The organism is Streptomyces sp. NPDC002309 (assembly GCF_053593375.1).
In genome coordinates this window covers 1-16,252 of sequence record NZ_JBSFCI010000004.1, presented here as the reverse complement: position 1 = coordinate 16,252, position 16,252 = coordinate 1, and the positions used below count along the sequence as shown (strand labels likewise).

12 protein-coding genes are annotated in these 16,252 nt (G+C 70.9%); 4 read left to right on the top strand and 8 right to left on the bottom strand.

What is annotated here, in order from left to right; all coding sequences use genetic code 11:
• The first annotated feature begins 27 nt into the window (after window positions 1-27).
• Window positions 28-1,293, top strand: coding sequence for an IS701 family transposase (locus tag ACWCPM_RS04610; RefSeq protein ID WP_450974915.1), 1,266 nt, complete (start codon window positions 28-30; stop codon window positions 1,291-1,293).
• A gap of 111 nt (window positions 1,294-1,404) precedes the next feature.
• Here ACWCPM_RS04610 and glpK read toward each other — a convergent pair whose 3' ends face one another.
• The 4 genes from glpK to ACWCPM_RS04590 form a co-directional block, all read right to left on the bottom strand.
• Entirely contained in the window at window positions 1,405-2,925 is a 1,521-nt protein-coding gene (glpK, locus tag ACWCPM_RS04605) for a glycerol kinase GlpK (RefSeq protein ID WP_450974665.1), read from the bottom strand.
• Window positions 2,926-3,595: 670 nt separating this feature from the next.
• On the bottom strand, window positions 3,596-5,248 hold the full coding sequence (locus ACWCPM_RS04600) for an EAL domain-containing protein (protein WP_450974664.1): 1,653 nt from the start codon (window positions 5,246-5,248) through the stop codon (window positions 3,596-3,598).
• Between the two features lie 292 nt (window positions 5,249-5,540).
• The gene (locus ACWCPM_RS04595) at window positions 5,541-6,731 is read right to left on the bottom strand and encodes a lipid-transfer protein (protein WP_450974663.1); all 1,191 of its coding nucleotides are present in this window, start codon (window positions 6,729-6,731) and stop codon (window positions 5,541-5,543) included.
• Window positions 6,728-7,174, bottom strand: a complete 447-nt coding sequence (locus tag ACWCPM_RS04590) for a Zn-ribbon domain-containing OB-fold protein (RefSeq protein ID WP_450974662.1) — start codon at window positions 7,172-7,174, stop codon at window positions 6,728-6,730. Before ACWCPM_RS04590 ends, ACWCPM_RS04595 begins: the two co-directional genes overlap by 4 nt.
• Before the next feature lie 158 nt (window positions 7,175-7,332).
• Here ACWCPM_RS04590 and ACWCPM_RS04585 point away from each other — a divergent pair, with 158 nt between their 5' ends.
• On the top strand, window positions 7,333-7,869 hold the full coding sequence (locus tag ACWCPM_RS04585; RefSeq protein WP_450974661.1) for an NUDIX domain-containing protein: 537 nt from the start codon (window positions 7,333-7,335) through the stop codon (window positions 7,867-7,869).
• Window position 7,870: 1 nt separating this feature from the next.
• On the opposite strand, the gene ACWCPM_RS04580 is transcribed toward ACWCPM_RS04585, so the two are convergent.
• Window positions 7,871-10,234 carry a glycoside hydrolase family 31 protein gene (locus ACWCPM_RS04580; RefSeq protein WP_450974660.1) on the bottom strand — a complete coding sequence of 788 codons (2,364 nt, stop codon included), beginning with the start codon at window positions 10,232-10,234 and terminating at the stop codon, window positions 7,871-7,873.
• 212 nt (window positions 10,235-10,446) lie between these two features.
• Between ACWCPM_RS04580 and ACWCPM_RS04575 the strand changes: the two genes are divergently transcribed.
• Together ACWCPM_RS04575 and ACWCPM_RS04570 are read left to right on the top strand one after the other, a co-directional pair.
• Entirely contained in the window at window positions 10,447-12,414 is a 1,968-nt protein-coding gene (locus ACWCPM_RS04575) for an acetoacetate--CoA ligase (RefSeq protein WP_450974659.1), read from the top strand.
• A gap of 190 nt (window positions 12,415-12,604) precedes the next feature.
• Window positions 12,605-13,543, top strand: coding sequence for a hypothetical protein (locus ACWCPM_RS04570; RefSeq protein ID WP_450974658.1), 939 nt, complete (start codon window positions 12,605-12,607; stop codon window positions 13,541-13,543).
• Window positions 13,544-13,623: 80 nt separating this feature from the next.
• On the opposite strand, the gene ptsP is transcribed toward ACWCPM_RS04570, so the two are convergent.
• The 3 genes from ptsP to ACWCPM_RS04555 form a co-directional block, all read right to left on the bottom strand.
• Window positions 13,624-15,294: a phosphoenolpyruvate--protein phosphotransferase gene (ptsP, locus tag ACWCPM_RS04565; protein ID WP_450974657.1), complete on the bottom strand. Its 1,671-nt coding sequence runs from the start codon at window positions 15,292-15,294 to the stop codon at window positions 13,624-13,626.
• Between the two features lie 78 nt (window positions 15,295-15,372).
• On the bottom strand, window positions 15,373-15,822 hold the full coding sequence (locus tag ACWCPM_RS04560) for a PTS sugar transporter subunit IIA (RefSeq protein ID WP_450974656.1): 450 nt from the start codon (window positions 15,820-15,822) through the stop codon (window positions 15,373-15,375).
• Between the two features lie 235 nt (window positions 15,823-16,057).
• The coding region (locus ACWCPM_RS04555; protein ID WP_450974655.1) for a hypothetical protein at window positions 16,058-16,252 on the bottom strand (195 nt) is incomplete at its 5' end.

Sequence of the window (16,252 nt, the reverse complement as noted above, 5' to 3'; positions counted from 1 at the left end):
CTGCTCTACGAGCGTCGTTGGAGTGGTGTGACACCTGAGGAGATGGCCTCGGTCCGGGAGGACCTGGATGCGTTTGCGGCGGAGTTGTTCGACGGGTTCTTCCGTGCGGATCAGCGGCGGTGGGGACAGGCGTATGTGCGCGGGCTGCTGCTGGACGGGCGGCGCAAGTCGGTGGAGCCGATGGCGGCCCGCCTCGGTGAGGACGGCAACCGGCAGGCGCTGGCGCACTTCATCACCTCCAGCCCGTGGGATCCGGCGCATGTGCGGGCCAGGCTGGCCTGGAGGATGCAGGACGCGATCGGGGCGGAGGCGTTGATCGTGGATGACACCGGCTTCTTGAAGGACGGGGACGCGTCGGCGTGCGTGTCGAGGCAGTACACCGGCACCGCGGGCAAGGTCACCAAATGCCAGGTCGGGGTGTCGCTGCATCTGGCCCGCGATCATGCCTCAGCCGTGGTGAACTGGCGGCTGTTCCTGCCCGCGTCCTGGGACCCGGCAGCCCCCGAGGCGGACCCGGACAAGGTCGCCCGCCGCACCCGCTGCGGCATGCCCGCGGGAGTGGGGCATGTGGAGAAGTGGCAGCTGGCCCTGGACATGATCGACGAGACCCGGTCGTGGGGAATCGACGTTCCCCTGGTCGTCGCGGACGCCGGCTATGGCGATGCCGCCGCCTTCCGTCAAGGCCTGGAGGAACGCAAGCTGCCCTATGCGGTGGGCATCTCCTCCCGTCACACCGCTCATCCGGCCGACGCCCGGCCCGTCCAACCCGCCTACGCGGGCACCGGCCGGCCACCGAGAATGCAGTATCCCGAGCCTGCGCAGACCGTGAAGGACCTGGTCATCGCGGCTGGGCGGGCGGCCGCAAGGCCGGTGTCCTGGCGGGAAGGCTCCCGGCCCGGCAAGTCGGTCAGCGGTTTCAAACGCATGCGCTCGCGGTTCGTGGCCCTGCGCATCCGCCCAGCCGGACGCGGGGTCCGCCAGGCCAACGATGGTCCTGAGCTGCCCGAACGCTGGCTGCTGGCCGAGTGGCCCCCCACCGAACCCGAACCAGTGCAGTTCTGGCTGTCGAACCTGCCCTCCGGGATGCCGCTGGCCACTTTGGTGCAGCTGGCCAAGCTGCGCTGGCGCATCGAACACGACTACCGCGAGATGAAACAGGCCCTGGGACTGGCTCACTTCGAAGGCCGTACCTGGGGCGGATGGCACCACCACGTCACCCTTGTCTCCGCCGCCCACGCCTTTTGCACCCTGCAACGACTGGCACGAGACCCAAAAGACCCGACGCAGGACTGAGTCTCTACCAGATCGTCCGCGAACTGCAGGCACTCCTCGCCACCTGGACCGGCGCCTGCCCTACCTGCCACCGAGACATACCCACCCCCATGCGAACCTGACCAAGCCCTACTAGCGCTCGTCGTCCGCCACCCACCCGAGCGTCTTCTCGACCGCCCTGCGCCAGTTGCGGTACTCGCGGTCCCGCTCGGACGCCTCCATCGACGGCGTCCACTCCGCGTCCTTCTGCCAGTGCGCCGCGAGTTCGTCGAGGTCGTTCCACACGCCGGTGGCGAGTCCAGCCGCGTAGGCGGCGCCCAGGGCGGTCGTCTCGGACACCCTGGGCCGGATCACGGGCACGTCCAGGACGTCGGCCTGGTGCTGCATCAGGAGGTTGTTCTTCGTCATGCCCCCGTCCACCTTCAGGGCGCTGATGTGCACGCCCGAGTCCTGGTACATCGCGTCGACGACCTCACGCGTCTGCCAGCTCGTCGCCTCCAGCACGGCACGCGCGAGATGTCCCTTGGTGACGTACCGGGTCAGCCCGGCGACGACCCCGCGCGCGTCGGAGCGCCAGTAGGGCGCGAACAGGCCCGAGAACGCGGGCACGATGTAGGCGCCGCCGTTGTCGTCGACACTCGCCGCCAGTGTCTCGATCTCGTCGGCGGTACGGATGACGCCGAGCTGATCGCGGAACCACTGCACGAGCGCGCCCGTTATCGCGATGGACCCCTCCAGGCAGTACACCGGAGCCTCGCCGCCGATCTTGTAGCCTACCGTCGTCAGCAGCCCGTTCTTGGACGGCACCGGCCTGCTCCCCGTGTTGAGCAGGAGGAAGCTGCCCGTGCCGTAGGTGTTCTTCGCCGACCCCACGTCGTAGCACGCCTGTCCGAAGACGGCTGCCTGCTGGTCGCCCAGCGCGGACGCCACGGGTACGCCCGACAGCTGACCCACGGCCGTCCCGTAGACCTCGGCCGAGGACCTGATCTCGGGCAGCACGGACTCGGGCACGTTCATCGCGGCGAGGATGGAGGGGTCCCATTGGAGGGTCTCCAGGTTCATCAGCATGGTGCGCCCGGCGTTGGTGACGTCGGTGACGTGCCGACCGCCGTCGGTGCCGCCGGTGAGGTTCCAGATCAGCCAGGAGTCGATCGTGCCGAAGGCGATCTCGCCCTGCTCCGCGCGGGCCCGCAGACCGGGCACGTTGTCGAGCAGCCAGGTCACCTTGGGCCCGGAGAAGTAGCTGGCCAGTGGCAGCCCCGTCTGCTCGCGGAACCGGTCCTGACCGTCCGAGCCGCCCAGTTGGTCGCAGAGCGCCGCGGTGCGGGTGTCCTGCCACACGATGGCGTTGTGCACGGGCTTGCCCGTGGCGCGGTCCCAGAGCACCGTCGTCTCGCGCTGGTTGGTGATGCCGAGCGCGCTGAGCTGGTCGGGCCGTAGTCCGGCCTTGGCGATCGCTCCGGCGACCACCGCCTGCACCTTCGACCAGATCTCGGTCGCGTCGTGCTCGACCCAGCCCGGTTTGGGGAAGATCTGGCGGTGCTCACGCTGATCCACGGCGACGATCGCGCCGCTGTGGTCGAAGACCATGCAACGGCTCGATGTCGTGCCCTGGTCGATCGCGGCCACGTACCTGTCGGCGGTGTTCGTCATGGCTTACCCCTTGGGCTCGGTTCAGAGACCTGTGGTGTGGATGAGGCCGGCGGGCGCCACTGCCACGAGTGGCCCGACGGCCCGGATCCACGCGTGGCGCCGGTCGGAGGGGGTCCTGTGCGGGGTCGATGGGATGGCGACCCGCGGGAGTGCGCTCGGACGGCCACCAGGGGTGACGGCCGCCCCGGCGTCGCGGAAGCATGGGACCGCCGCCGCTCTGATGAACGTGTCGACGAAGACGTCTCCGCTGTTCATGGCGGCTCCTAGGTGCGCGGCCCGATCCTCCGTGCAGGGTGCTTCGCGTTGCTGCCGAGCAGAACAGCCGGAGCCGGACAGTTCCCGGGCCCCGCCGGCGTCCGTGACGGGCGTGCTGTCGCAGCCGGCCCGACCAGGGGAGTGGGCCCCGGCCCACGAGCCCGTACGGCGCAGCGCCGGAATGCGCCGAGAATGTACGGTGATGTCGGCTGCCAACCCGAAGTGTTCACCGGTGCTCAGGGGGCGTCAAGGGTCGGCGACGGCACCTGTTCCCGACACCGGCCCGCTCTTCCGCGCGAAGGCGCGCCCCCAGAAGGGCACCAGGAAGCGCCCTCCGAGCACCGGACGCGCTGTGACCCCACGACTGCGGCACCGGGCGCTCCTGGCCGCGCCCACAGCGGCTCACGGCCCTCGCTCAGTACCTCCCGGGCTCCCCCAGGGCACACCCGGCCCCGCTCGGTGTCGGGGCCCCGCCGCGCAGGATCTCGTGCCCGGGCAGACCTGCCTGCCCGAACACCCAACTCGCCCCCCTGAGCGCCTTCGCGGCCTGTTTCAGGGGCGCCAGGGAGGCCGCCGCCTCCCGGTGGTCGATGACGCTCCCCGGCGGGCACAGCACGGTGGCCAGGGACAGGGTCACCGGCAGTCCGGAGGCCGACCAGGGCACGTCCAGGACCGACGCGGCGATCGGATCGAGCCCTTCCGGTTCCGCGAGCAGCAGGAAGTCGTCCCCGCCGATGTGCCCCACGCGCGCGTTGCCGGAGGCCGCCACCTGCAGCGCACGACCGACCGACCGGATCAGGTCGTCGCCGGCCGCGAAGCCCGCGACATCGTTGACCTGCTTGAAGTGGTCGACATCCAGCCAACTCAGCGCGAACGGACTGCCGCCCGCGATCCGCCGGTCCACCTCACCGGTGATCGCGTCCGACCCGGGCAGCCGCGTCAGCGGATTGAGCCCGGCCGCTTCCTCGACACGCGTCTCGGCCAGTGCCCGCACGAGGTCCGCCAGCCGCACCACGCCCACGCACCGCCCGTACGTGTCGACGACGGCCACATCCTCCGACGTACGGTCGCGCTCTCCGTCCGCGACGACCTCCAGCACCTCCCACGCGGTGGTGTCGATCCCCACCGTGCGCGGCGGATCGCCCAGTTTGGCCGCGGGCCGGTCGGCATACAGGGCGTGCCCGTAGCGGCCCGACAGGGAGAGCAGGAAGCGTGAGCGGTGCAGGGACCGCACCGGCACCCCGTTCCGGTCCACGAGCAGCACCCCGGACACATCCGGTGACCCGGTCAGCAGCGCCCGCACCTGAGCCGCGGACACGTGCGCCGGCAGCAGCGCGGCCGGCCGCACGAACTCCCGCACCAGCGGCCCCGACGGCGACGGCGCCTCCACGTCGGGGGAGCGGGACGGGACGTACACCTCAGCCGCCGGCAGCCTGGCCGGCGGGGCGAACAACTCTCCCTGAGCCAGTTGCGCTCCGGCCGACAACGCTGCCATGAACTGTGCTTCAGTCTCCACGCCCTCCACGCACAGCAGTGCCCCCGACTCGTCGCACAGCGTCCGCATCGCGCGCACCGCGGCGGGCCGGGCGAGCAGCGACGTGTCGAGCTTCACCAGGTCGGGCTCGAGGTCCGTCAGCAGCCGCAGGGGCAGGTCACCGTCCCCGACACCGTCGGCGCTGATCCGGAACCCCTGTTGCCGCAGCGCCGCCACCGCCTCCAGCAGCGCCTGCTGCGGTACGTGCGTGTACGGCGGACAGACGTCGATCGTCACCTCCCACGGCATACGGCCCGCCCCGCACACGGCGGCGTGCAGAGAGGTGAGCCCACCGAGGTCGGCGAGTGTTCCGGCGAACACGTTGACGTGCAACGGCAGCAGCGACTCCTTGCGAACCGCCGCGCGGATCGCCAGCACGGTCAGCCGCCCGTCGAGTTCGGGATCCCGGCGTGCCTCGGCCAGGATGTCCCCGGCTTCCGGACGGGCCAGGATCTCCAGCGCCGCGACCCCGCCGGTGGACAGGTTGACCACCGGTTGGAACGCGAAGCGGAGTGTGTGCGACCAGGAGCCCACGGGAGCATGATGGCGCCCCTCGGGTGCGCTGAGGCCCAGTTCATGAGACGTTCACGCACCATTCCGGGGTGATCACACAGCGTACGGATCGCCTGCACGAGAGCCGTGTGACGAGGCGTCACCGGTGGTGCGCGGGTGACGTCGAGACCGCAGCGCGCGCCCTGGTGCGCGCACCTCGTGCAGCGTCCCGCGAGTACGCACGTCGTGGGGCGCCCCTCGCGCACGTACGTCGTGGAGCGCCACACGTGTGCGCACGTCTGAGCTGTCGCACACGAGCGGAACGCCTCGCTCCTCACCGCACCGCGATCACCGCCGATCCATGTCCGAACAGCCCCTGGTTGGCAGTGATCCCCACTCTCGCCCCGGTCGCCTGCCGATCACCGGCCCGCCCTCGCAGCTGCCACACCACCTCGCACACCTGGGCGATCGCCTGCGCCGGAACCGCCTCCCCGAAGGACGCCAGCCCACCGCTCAGGTTCACGGGTATGCGACCGCCGGGCCCTGTCGCCCCGTCGCGCAGCAGTTTGGCGCCCTCCCCCTCCCCGCACAGGCCGAGATCCTCGTACCACTGCAGCTCCAGTGCCGTGGACAGGTCGTACACCTCGGCGAGGGACAGGTCCTCGGGCCCGACTCCCGCCTCCTCGTAGGCGGCGCGGGTGATGGACGCACGGAACGTCTCGCCGGCGGGCATGGCGGCCACCGCGGAATCCGTAGCGATGTCCGGCAGGTCCAGGACGGAACCGGGGTAGCGGGGAGACACGGTGGACACCGCCCGGATCCGCACCGGCTCCGCCACCCCGTGCCGACGCGCGAACTCCATGCCGGACAGCACCAGGGCCGCTCCTCCGTCCGATGTCGCGCAGATGTCGAGCAGCCGCAGAGGGTCCGCGACCACCGGCGAGACAGCGACCTCCCGCGCGGTGACCCGCTTGCGGTAGCGCGCGTTCGCGTTCAGCGCGCCGAGCGCCGCGTTCTTCACCTTGACCTGGGCGAAGTCCTCCAGGGTGTCTCCGTGGACCGCCATCCGCCGCCGCGCGTACAGCCCGAAGTACGTCGGATTGGTCGCCCCGAGCACCCGGAACCGCAGCCAGTCCGGATCGTCCGGCCGGTCACCCCCCGCCGGCCGGAAGAAGCCCTTGGGAGCGGCGTCCGCGCCCACGACGAGGACCACGTCGGCCAGGCCCGACAGGATCTGCGCCCGCGCGGTGCTGATGGCCTGCGCCCCTGACGCGCACGCGGCGTACACGCTCGTGACCCGCGCGCCCTGCCAGCCCAGGGCCTTGGCGAAGGTCGCCCCGGCCACGTACCCGGGGTAGCCGCCCCGCACGGTGTCGGCGCCGACGACGGAACCCACCTGCCGCCACTCGAGGCCGGCCTCGGCGAGCGCGGCGCGCGCCGCCGCCACGCCGTACTCGACGAAACTCCGTCCCCACTTGCCCCATGGGTGCATGCCTGCCCCCAGCACCGCGACATCCCCCGTCATGCTTCCACCTCCGTCGGCCGCCAGTGCCAGGTCGTCCAGGTCGTCTCCGCGTCCTCGTGCAGCACGCCGGGAACGACCTCCACCTCCATGCCCACCGCCAGATCGGCGACGGTGACCCCGGGGACCGCCTGCCCCAGCACCACCATCCGCTCGGACTCCAGCTCCACAGCGATCAACGCGTACGGCTCCCAAGGAAGTTCCGGATCGGTCACATAGGGTGACGGAGGCCGGTACCGGCTGTCCGTGTACGACCAGACGCGCCCCCGCCGCGACAGCGGCACTTCCTCCAGGTCGCCACCGGCACATCCGGGGTTGCGGCAGTGCGCGTCCTCGCGGGGGAAGAAGACGGCGGCGCACGCGGAACAGCGCGTGCCCAGCAGATGGAAGCCGTCCCCCTCTCCGGTGAACCAACCAGCGACGACGGGCGCTCGTGAACGCGACAAGATCCCTCCCGGCGACCAGAACTGATGATGTGTCAGAAGTGTGTCACCGCATCCGGGGAAGCGCTAAGGACCGCGACCGGCCGGGCAGGAAAACCCGCACCGGGCCCGGTCGGAGACCCACCGGAGACGCTCCCGGCAAGATCGGCTACAGTCCGCGCGTGTCCGAAACTCAACACTCCGCCCCCAACTCCGCGCCGAACTCACATTGTTCGAGTTGCGGTTCGCCCTACGGAGAGGGCGTCTCCGGCTGGCCCCGCACCTGCCCCGCCTGCGCCACCGTCGCCTACCGCAATCCGCTGCCGGTCGCGGTCGCGCTCCAGCCGGTGTACGACACCCAGGGCACCGCTCTGGTCGTCATCACCCGAACCGTCGCCCCCGCGCGCGGGGGCGTCGCACTGCCCGGCGGCTACATCGACCACGGAGAGGACTGGCGGCAGGCCCTGGTCCGCGAACTCCGGGAGGAGACCGGCATCGAGGCGGCGAGCCGCGACGCCCGGCTCATCGACGCGATGACCTCTCCCGACGGCCACCTGCTGCTGTTCGGTGTCCTGCCGGAACGCCCCGCCGACCGCCTGCCCGAGTCGGCAGCCACGGACGAGACGGCCGGCTGGCACCTCCTGCGCAGGCCCGAGGAACTCGCCTTCTCGCTGCACACGCTCGTCGTGAAGGCATGGTTCGAGGGCCGGTACGTCTGAGTCAGCGCCGGCCGAGCCCGCGTACCCGCACCGGGTGGGGCGGCTCCTCGCCGCCCCTCCCCTCACGCTCGACGACCACCCGCGAGTCCTCCCAACGCGCGTGATAGCGCTCGATCCCGGGTTCCTCCCAGCCGTCCCCGGTATCCGGCACCACCAGCCCGGACCCGGACCGGCCCCGGGCGGGAGCCCACACCTCCAGCTCCAGCCCGCCATCGGCGCCCCGCGTGGGGATCACGGCACCCGCGCGCGCCAGCACGGGAATCCGCGACAACGGCGCATCGACCAGAACCTGCGCAGGGCCCTCGTACGCCTGCTCCGTGGCCGTGTCGTACCAGCGGCCCCGCGGCAGCTGCACCGCCCGCCGGTCCGTGCCCGGGTCGAGCACGGGCGCCACCAGCAGACAGTCGCCGAGCAGAAAGGCGTCCTCGCGGTCCCGTAGCGCCCGGTCCTCGGGCGAACCCCACCACAGCGGCCGCACATAGGGCGCACCGGTGCGGCGGGCCAGATGCGCCAGCGTCAGGAAGTACGGCAGCAGCCGCCGGCGTTCGAGCAGCGCCACGCGCGCGTGCGCCAGCACCTCGGCACCGAACTCCCACGGCTCCCTGCGCCCCGCCCGCATGCTCGCGTGTGTGCGGAACAGCGGCAGATACGCGCCGAGCTGGAACCAGCGCAGATACAGCTCCGGCGACGGACTCCCGTCGAAACCGCCCACATCCGGCCCCGAGTACGGCACCCCGCACAGACCCAGCCCCATGACGAGCGACAGCGACGCCCGCAGCCCCGGCCAGCCGGTGGCCACGTCGCCGGACCAGGTGCCCCCGTAGCGCTGCATGCCGACCCAGCCGGACCGGGAGAACAGGAACGGCCGCTCCTGCGGCACCAGCTCGCGCAGCCCCTGGTAGCCCGCCGCGGCCATGCACAGGGCGTACACGTTGTGCGCCTCGCGATGGTCGCCGCCCCGCCCCTCCAGGTCGTGCCGCGCCGAACGCGGCAGCGTCGGCTCCCCGAACGCGGCGAACGACGTCGGCTCGTTCATGTCGTGCCAGAACCCCGAGAACCCCTGCGCCAGCCGCTCCTCGTAGAGGCCACCCCACCACTTGCGCACGCGCGCGTGCGTGAAGTCGGGATACATCACCTCCCCGGGCCACACCACACCGCGCACCGGTTGCTCCGACGCGTCGCGCACGAAGGCGTCGTGGACCGTCCCGCTGTCGTAGACCTCGTTGCCCGGCTCGGCCTTCACCGCCGGGTCGACGATGGACACCAGCCGGATCCCGTCCCGCCGCAGCTCCTCGGCGAGCGCCGGCAGCTCGGGGAACCGTTCCTGGTCGACGGTGAACACCTGATGGGCGTCGTAGTGGTCGATGTCCAGGTGCACCGCGTCCAGCGGCAGCCCGTGCTCCCGGTACCCCGCAACGATCCGCCGTACCTCCCGGGCACTGCCGAAGCCCCACCGCGCGTGATGGTGACCGAGAGCCCAGGCCGGCGGCAGCGCGGGCGCGCCGGTGAGCGAGGCCCAGGCGAGCAGCACGCGCGCGGGGGTCCCCACGATCACCCAGCACCGCAGCGGACCGCCGTCCATGCGCATCTCGCACGTCCCCGGCCGGTCGTGCCCTGAGCCCGCCCCCTCCTCCCCCTCCCGCAGCGTGGCCGTGCCGTCCCACGAGGTGTCGTGGAACACCAGATGAGTGCCCGCGTCGGCCACCACCAGCTGCACCGGCATTGTGATGTACAGCGGATCGTCACCGGGCGAGAACGCCCGCCCCGGGTCGGTGTTCCACAGCCGGTAGGCGCCGTCCCGCAGCCGGGGACCCGCGGAACGTCCGCCCAGTCCGAAGAAGCGCGCGTCCGCCGACACTTCGGAGCGCTGCATCCAGCGTGCCTGGCCGCCCTCCGCCGGCTCCCACCACCGCGGCGGCAGATCACGGCGCAGTGTCACACCGCCGGGGGTGCGCACCTCCACGGCCCCGTTGCGTGACACCACGACCGTGACGCGCTCCGCCACGACCCGCCAGCCGCCGTCCTTGTCGGGCTCCAGCGCCGCCCGGGGATCGGGCTCCGGACAGTGGCTCGCGAGGGCGTACGACGGCTCGGGCGCCGCGCCGTCCCAGCCCCAGAAGACGGCCCCGTTCACCGCGACGGTGATCCGCAGCTCGGAACGGCTGAACCGCAGGACGCCACCCCCAGGGCCGGGTGTCGCCTCCTGCACCTGCCCGGGCACCCGCGCGCGTTCGGCACCGCGCGCGGGAAGGCCGACGGCGTCCGCACGGCGCCTGCGCCACGCCGCACGCACGGTACGCAATCCCTGAGCCGCCCCCACGAAACCGACCGCCTTCACAGAATGCACCAGGTCACGACCGTCCATGCTGCTCACCCTGCCACTGACCGGCGCATTCGCGAGTGTCGTTCAACTGCCGTTCACCCGTGCCAGGGCCACATCTTCACGACACGGACTATGTGGGCGGCACCCTGGTGTAGAAGTCGATCACATGGCATCGTCCGTGTCAGCCGTGTCACGCGCACACCCCCGCACGTGCGCGAGCGACGCACACGACGCGCACAGTCCGGGAGTCGCCCATGTCGATCGTGAACCCGCAGCCGCTCTGGCAGCCCGATCCGGAACGCATCGCCCAGGCACAGATCACGAAGTTCCAGACATGGGCCGCCGCACACCACGGCGCCCCGAGCGAGGGCGGCTACCCCGCTCTGCACCGCTGGTCCGTCGATGAGCTGGAGACGTTCTGGAAAGCCGTCACGGAGTGGTTCGACGTGCGGTTCTCGACGCCCTACGCGCGCGTGCTGGGGGAACGGACGATGCCCGGCGCGCAGTGGTTTCCCGGCGCGACACTGAACTACGCCGAACACGCCCTGCGCGCGGCCGCGAACCGCCCGGACGAACCGGCCCTCCTGTGCGTAGACGAGACCCAGGAACCACGGCCGGTGAGCTGGGCCGAACTCCGCCGCCAGGTCGGCTCCCTGGCCGCGGAACTGCGTGCCCTCGGCGTACGCCCCGGAGACCGGGTCAGCGGCTACCTCCCGAACATCCCCGAGGCCGTCGTCGCCTTCCTGGCGACCGCCGCCGTGGGCGGCATCTGGACATCGTGCGCCCCCGACTTCGGCGCCCGCAGCGTCCTCGACCGCTTCCAGCAGGTGGAACCCGTCGTCCTGTTCACCGTCGACGGCTACCGATACGGCGGCAAGGAGCACGACCGCCGCGACACCGTGGCCGAACTGCGCCGCGAACTGCCCACCCTGCGCGCGGTCGTGCACATCCCCCTCCTCGGCACGGCGGCTCCCGAAGGCGCCCTGGAGTGGCCGGCCCTGACGGGCGCGGACACTGAGCCCGAGTTCGCGCAGGTGCCGTTCGGCCACCCCCTGTGGGTGCTGTACTCCTCCGGCACGACCGGCCTGCCCAAGGCCATCGTCCAGTCCCAGGGAGGCATCCTCGTCGAACACCTCAAGCAGATCGGTCTGCACTGCGACCTGGGTCCCGAGGACCGCTTCTTCTGGTACACGTCCACCGGCTGGATGATGTGGAACTTCCTCGTCTCCGGCCTTCTGACGGGCACCACGGTCGTCCTGTACGACGGCAGTCCCGGCTATCCCGACACCGGTGCCCAATGGCGCATCGCCGAACGCACGGGAGCCACCCTCTACGGGACCTCCGCCGCGTACGTCATGGCCTGCCGCAAGGCGGAGATTCACCCGGGCCGGGACTACGACCTCTCGCGCGTGCAGTGCGTGGCCACCACCGGCTCGCCGCTGCCGCCCGACGGCTTCCGCTGGTTGCACGACGAGGTCCGCGACGACCTGTGGATCGCCTCGGTCAGCGGTGGTACCGACGTGTGCTCCTGCTTCGCGGGAGCCGTGCCGACCCTGCCCGTGTACATCGGTGAACTTCAGGCCCCCGGGCTGGGCACCGACCTGCAGTCCTGGGACCCCAGCGGCAAACCCATGACGGACGAGGTCGGCGAGCTCGTGGTCACCAACCCGATGCCGTCCATGCCGATCCACTTCTGGAACGACCCTGACGGCAGCCGCTACCGCGACAGCTACTTCGACACCTACCCCGGGGTCTGGCGCCACGGCGACTGGATCACCGTGACATCACGGGGCTCCGTGGTCATCCACGGCCGGTCCGACTCCACGCTCAACAGGCAGGGCGTACGGATGGGCTCCGCCGACATCTACGAAGCGGTGGAGCGCCTGCCCGAGATCAGGGAGTCCCTCGTCATCGGCGTCGAACAGCGGGACGGGGGCTACTGGATGCCGCTGTTCGTCCACCTGGCGCCGGGAGCCGTCCTCGACGACGCCCTGCTCAACCGGATCAGACAGACCATCCGTGAACAGCTCTCACCACGCCATGTTCCCGATGAGATCATCGAGGTGCCCGGAGTCCCGCACACGCTGACCGGAAAGCGCATCGAGGTCCCGGTCAAGCGGCTCCTCCAGGGCACCCCCCTGGAAAAGGCGGTCAACCCCGGCTCCATCGACAACCTCGACCTGCTCCACTTCTACGAGGACCTCGCCCGCGAACGACGCTGACGGCCCAGGTACGAGCGGCCCCGAAACCGGCCTCGGACACACCGCCGGAATGCGGAAGCCCGAGGCCGCTGCTCGCCAATGTGGACGTGACCTGCGGTTTCTCCTCGCGGACGAGCTGCCCTCCCCTCATTGTCAGTGCAGTCGGTTACTGTGAGTGAGCATTGATCGACCGCGTGCACAGGGGGAAACAATGGCGCACACCGACCGCACGACCACGCGACGCGTCCTGCACCGCGAAATCGCCGGCACGATCGGCCTGCTCACGGACGAGCACGACTTCCACGCGATGCGGCGCTACCGCAGCTTCACGTTCGACGACCACGAGACCTATCTGCGGCAGATGGAAGCCCTGCTCAGGACACGTGCCGCCGACGGCGGCCACACCACCGTCGCCCTCTTCGACCCGCAGGAGTACGCGGACTTCTGCGAGGGCGGAGGCATCGACCCCGATCTCCCGTCGAGCCGCGCACGCTTCACCGCCGAACTGGCGGCCACCGGCGCCACCGTCACGTACGAGGGCCAGAAACTCGCCGACCTCGTCCCGGTCCTCGTGAGCGAAGCGGTACGTCAGGCGACCTGGGAATACGCCTCGACACTGCTGGCCCGCGTCGGCGCGTGCGCGACCTGCGGCGAGGACATCGGGCACACGGCCTTCGCCCGCGCCTCGAAACTCCTCGTCCGCGTTCTCGACACGGCACCACCCGGGGACCGGCACATCGTCTGCAGCGTCACCGGCACCCCGGAAACCCTCGTCGCCGTCCTCCACGCGGACCGCGCCACCGACGGAACCACACAGCTCGACGAAGCCGAAGCGCTCGAGTTCACCACAGTTCTGGCCCTGGGCATCGCCACCCGCAACGCCGGCGGACTGGTCATGCGGACCACAGCCCCAGCCACCCCGGACCGCGTCTACGGCTGGCGCCTGCGCGGGGGCGGCCTCGAACCCCTGACAGCCGGCGAGGTCTTCGACGCCTACTGCACCGACGTGGACTCGGGCGACCTGATCTCGCCGGAATCCGGGGTCGACTACGGCGTCCCGCCGGACCTGGGCCAGGAGGCGCGGGCCGCGGATCGCGGCGGCGAGGAAGAGGAAGGAGAGGAGGGGACGGCCGCGGAACACCGCCACTGAAAGAGCCCCCGGAGACGGAAGGGGCGCTCCACCGTCAGATGGAGCGCCCCGGACAAGAGACCTTCGTCGGCCCGGCAGGCCTACTCGCCGGACAGCACGGCCTGAGCCGCGCCACGGGCCTCTTCGGCGGTGTCGGCCGCACGCGCGGCAGCCGCGGCACGCTCGCACTGCGCCAGCGTGTACTTCGCCAGGCTCGCCCGGACATAGGGAATCGACGCCGCACCCATGGAGAGGGAGGTGACACCCAGACCGGTCAGCACACAGGCGAGCAGCGGATCGGACGCGGCCTCACCGCAGACACCACAGCTCTTGCCCTCGGCCCGCGCCGACTCGGCGGACAGCGCGACCAGGTCCAGCAGCGCCGGCTGCCACGGGTCCTGCAGCCGGGACACCGCGCCCACCTGCCGGTCGGCGGCGAACGTGTACTGAGCCAGGTCGTTGGTGCCCAGGGACAGGAACTCGACCTCCTGGAGGATGGAACGCGCCCGGAGCGCCGCCGACGGAATCTCCACCATCGCGCCGAACTTGGCCCGCAGCCCGGCTTCACGGCACGCGTCCGCGAACGCCTTGGCGTCCGTGCGGTCCGCCACCATCGGGGCCATTACCTCCAGATGGACGGGCAGCCCTTCCGCGGCCTTCGCCAGCGCGGTCAGCTGGGTGCGCAGCACCTCGGGGTGATCGAGCAGCGTCCGCAGGCCGCGCACGCCCAGGGCCGGGTTCGGCTCGTCGGAAGGCGTCAGGAAGTCCAGCGGCTTGTCGGCACCGGCGTCCAGCACGCGCACCACGACACGGCCTTCGGGGAACGCTTCGAGGACCTGCCGGTATGCCTCGACCTGCTTGTCCTCGGAAGGCGCCTGCTTGCTGTCGTCGAGGAAGAGGAACTCGGTCCGGAACAGACCCACGCCCTCGGCGCCCGCCTCCACCGCGGCAGGGATGTCCGCGGGGCCGCCGATGTTGGCCAGCAGCGGCACCTTGTGCCCGTCGGAGGTGGCACCGGGTCCGGTCGACGCGGCCAGCGCGGCCCTGCGCTGGGCGGCCGAGGCCTCCAGTTGGGCCTTCTTCTCGTCGCTGGGGTTCACGAAGATCTCGCCGGTGCTGCCGTCCACGGCGATCATCGTGCCTTCGGCCAGCTCACCCGCGCCCGGCAGTGCCACCACGGCCGGCACGCCGAGTGCCCGGGCAAGGATCGCGCTGTGGCTGGTCGGCCCGCCCTCCTCGGTCACGAAACCGAGGACGAGCGTGGGGTCCAGCAGCGCCGTGTCCGCGGGCGCGAGGTCGCGCGCGACCAGCACATAGGGCTCGTCGCTGTCCGGCACACCCGGCATCGGCACTCCGAGCAGACGCGCGACGATACGGTTCCGCACGTCATCGAGGTCCGCCACGCGTCCGGCGAGGTACTCACCGGCACCGGCGAGCAGGTCCCGGTACGACGCGAACGCGTCGTACACCGCGCGCTCCGCGGTGCTGCCGACGGCGATCCGCCGGTCCACGTCCGCCATCAGCTCCGGGTCCTGGGCCATCATGGCCTGCGCCTCGAGCACGGCCTGGGCCTCGCCGCCCGCCAGATTGCCCCGCGCTATCAGGTCGGCCGCCACCGCCTCCACGGCCTGCCGGGCGCGCCCCTGTTCGCGCTCCGCCTCCTCGGCCGGGATCTGCTTGGCGGGCGGTTCGAGCACCGCCGTTCCCATATGCCGGACCTCGCCGATCGCCACCCCGTGGCTCACGCCGACGCCTCGCAGCGTTGTCTCCATCTCACCCGTCTCCGATAGTGCGGCGGACCCCGCCGCCGCGGTGGTTGTCCTGCATACCGTCATCAGACGGCGATGACGTCACTTCCAGACGAAGAGGGTGTCCCCCGACTTCACGTCGCCGTCCTCGCGGAGCTCGGAGAGAACATCAGCCGTGGCCTCCAGAGCCACGATCGGGCAGACCGGCGACTTGCCGGCGGCCTCGACCGCGCTCGGGTCCCAGCGCACGACGCCCTGACCGCGGGTCACGGTGTCGCCCTTGTTCACGAGGAGCTCGAATCCCTCACCGTTGAGCTGCACGGTGTCGATGCCGAGGTGGGTCAGCACGCCGTGTCCCTCCGCGTCCACGACGACGAAGGCGTGCGGGTGGAGGGAGACGACTACTCCGTCCACGGGTGCGACGGCCTCGGAAGGCTCACGCACGGGGTCGATGGCGGTACCCGGGCCGACCATGGCTCCCGAGAAGACCGGGTCCGGCACTGCGGCAAGTCCGATGGCGCGTCCGGCGAGCGGAGAGGTAACAGTGGTCATGAGGAGCCTCCCAGGGGCGGAGATTCAAATATGAGCCGTCACAGCCTGTCCCGGACGGCCCATTGCTGAGCAGGGTATGTCATGGGAAGTCCCGGTACGCCGGAGACCTCCCAATAGAGGTCTAGACCACCAGCCTAATGGATTTGCGCGCGCTCCGCGGCCCCCTGTAGAATCGTGCTCCTGCTTGAGGCTGGCTGACGCAAACAAGCGTCGTGGCCCGGCGGCACCCAACTTGTCAGATCCAGACTCGGATCTCCTTCTGCATGCCCGCAGAACGGTGGTCAGAGAGACGGAAAAACCCTGATAGAGTTTGGAACACCGAAGGGAAGCGCCCAGAGGAAAGCCGCGAGAGAGATTCTCGGGTGAGTACAAAGGAAGCGTCCGTTCCTTGAGAACTCAACAGCGTGCCAAAAGTCAACGCCAGATATGT

Bases quoted from the DNA above. Each gene is read 5' to 3' on its own strand.
- glpK (WP_450974665.1), bottom strand. From the start codon at position 2,925: ATGACGAACACCGCCGACAGGTACGTGGCCGCGATCGACCAGGGCACG.
- ACWCPM_RS04595 (WP_450974663.1), bottom strand. From the start codon at position 6,731: ATGACGGGGGATGTCGCGGTGCTGGGGGCAGGCATGCACCCATGGGGC.
- ACWCPM_RS04580 (WP_450974660.1), bottom strand. From the start codon at position 10,234: ATGGACGGTCGTGACCTGGTGCATTCTGTGAAGGCGGTCGGTTTCGTG.
- ACWCPM_RS04575 (WP_450974659.1), top strand. From the start codon at position 10,447: ATGTCGATCGTGAACCCGCAGCCGCTCTGGCAGCCCGATCCGGAACGC.
- ACWCPM_RS04570 (WP_450974658.1), top strand. From the start codon at position 12,605: ATGGCGCACACCGACCGCACGACCACGCGACGCGTCCTGCACCGCGAA.
- ptsP (WP_450974657.1), bottom strand. From the start codon at position 15,294: ATGGAGACAACGCTGCGAGGCGTCGGCGTGAGCCACGGGGTGGCGATC.
- ACWCPM_RS04560 (WP_450974656.1), bottom strand. From the start codon at position 15,822: ATGACCACTGTTACCTCTCCGCTCGCCGGACGCGCCATCGGACTTGCC.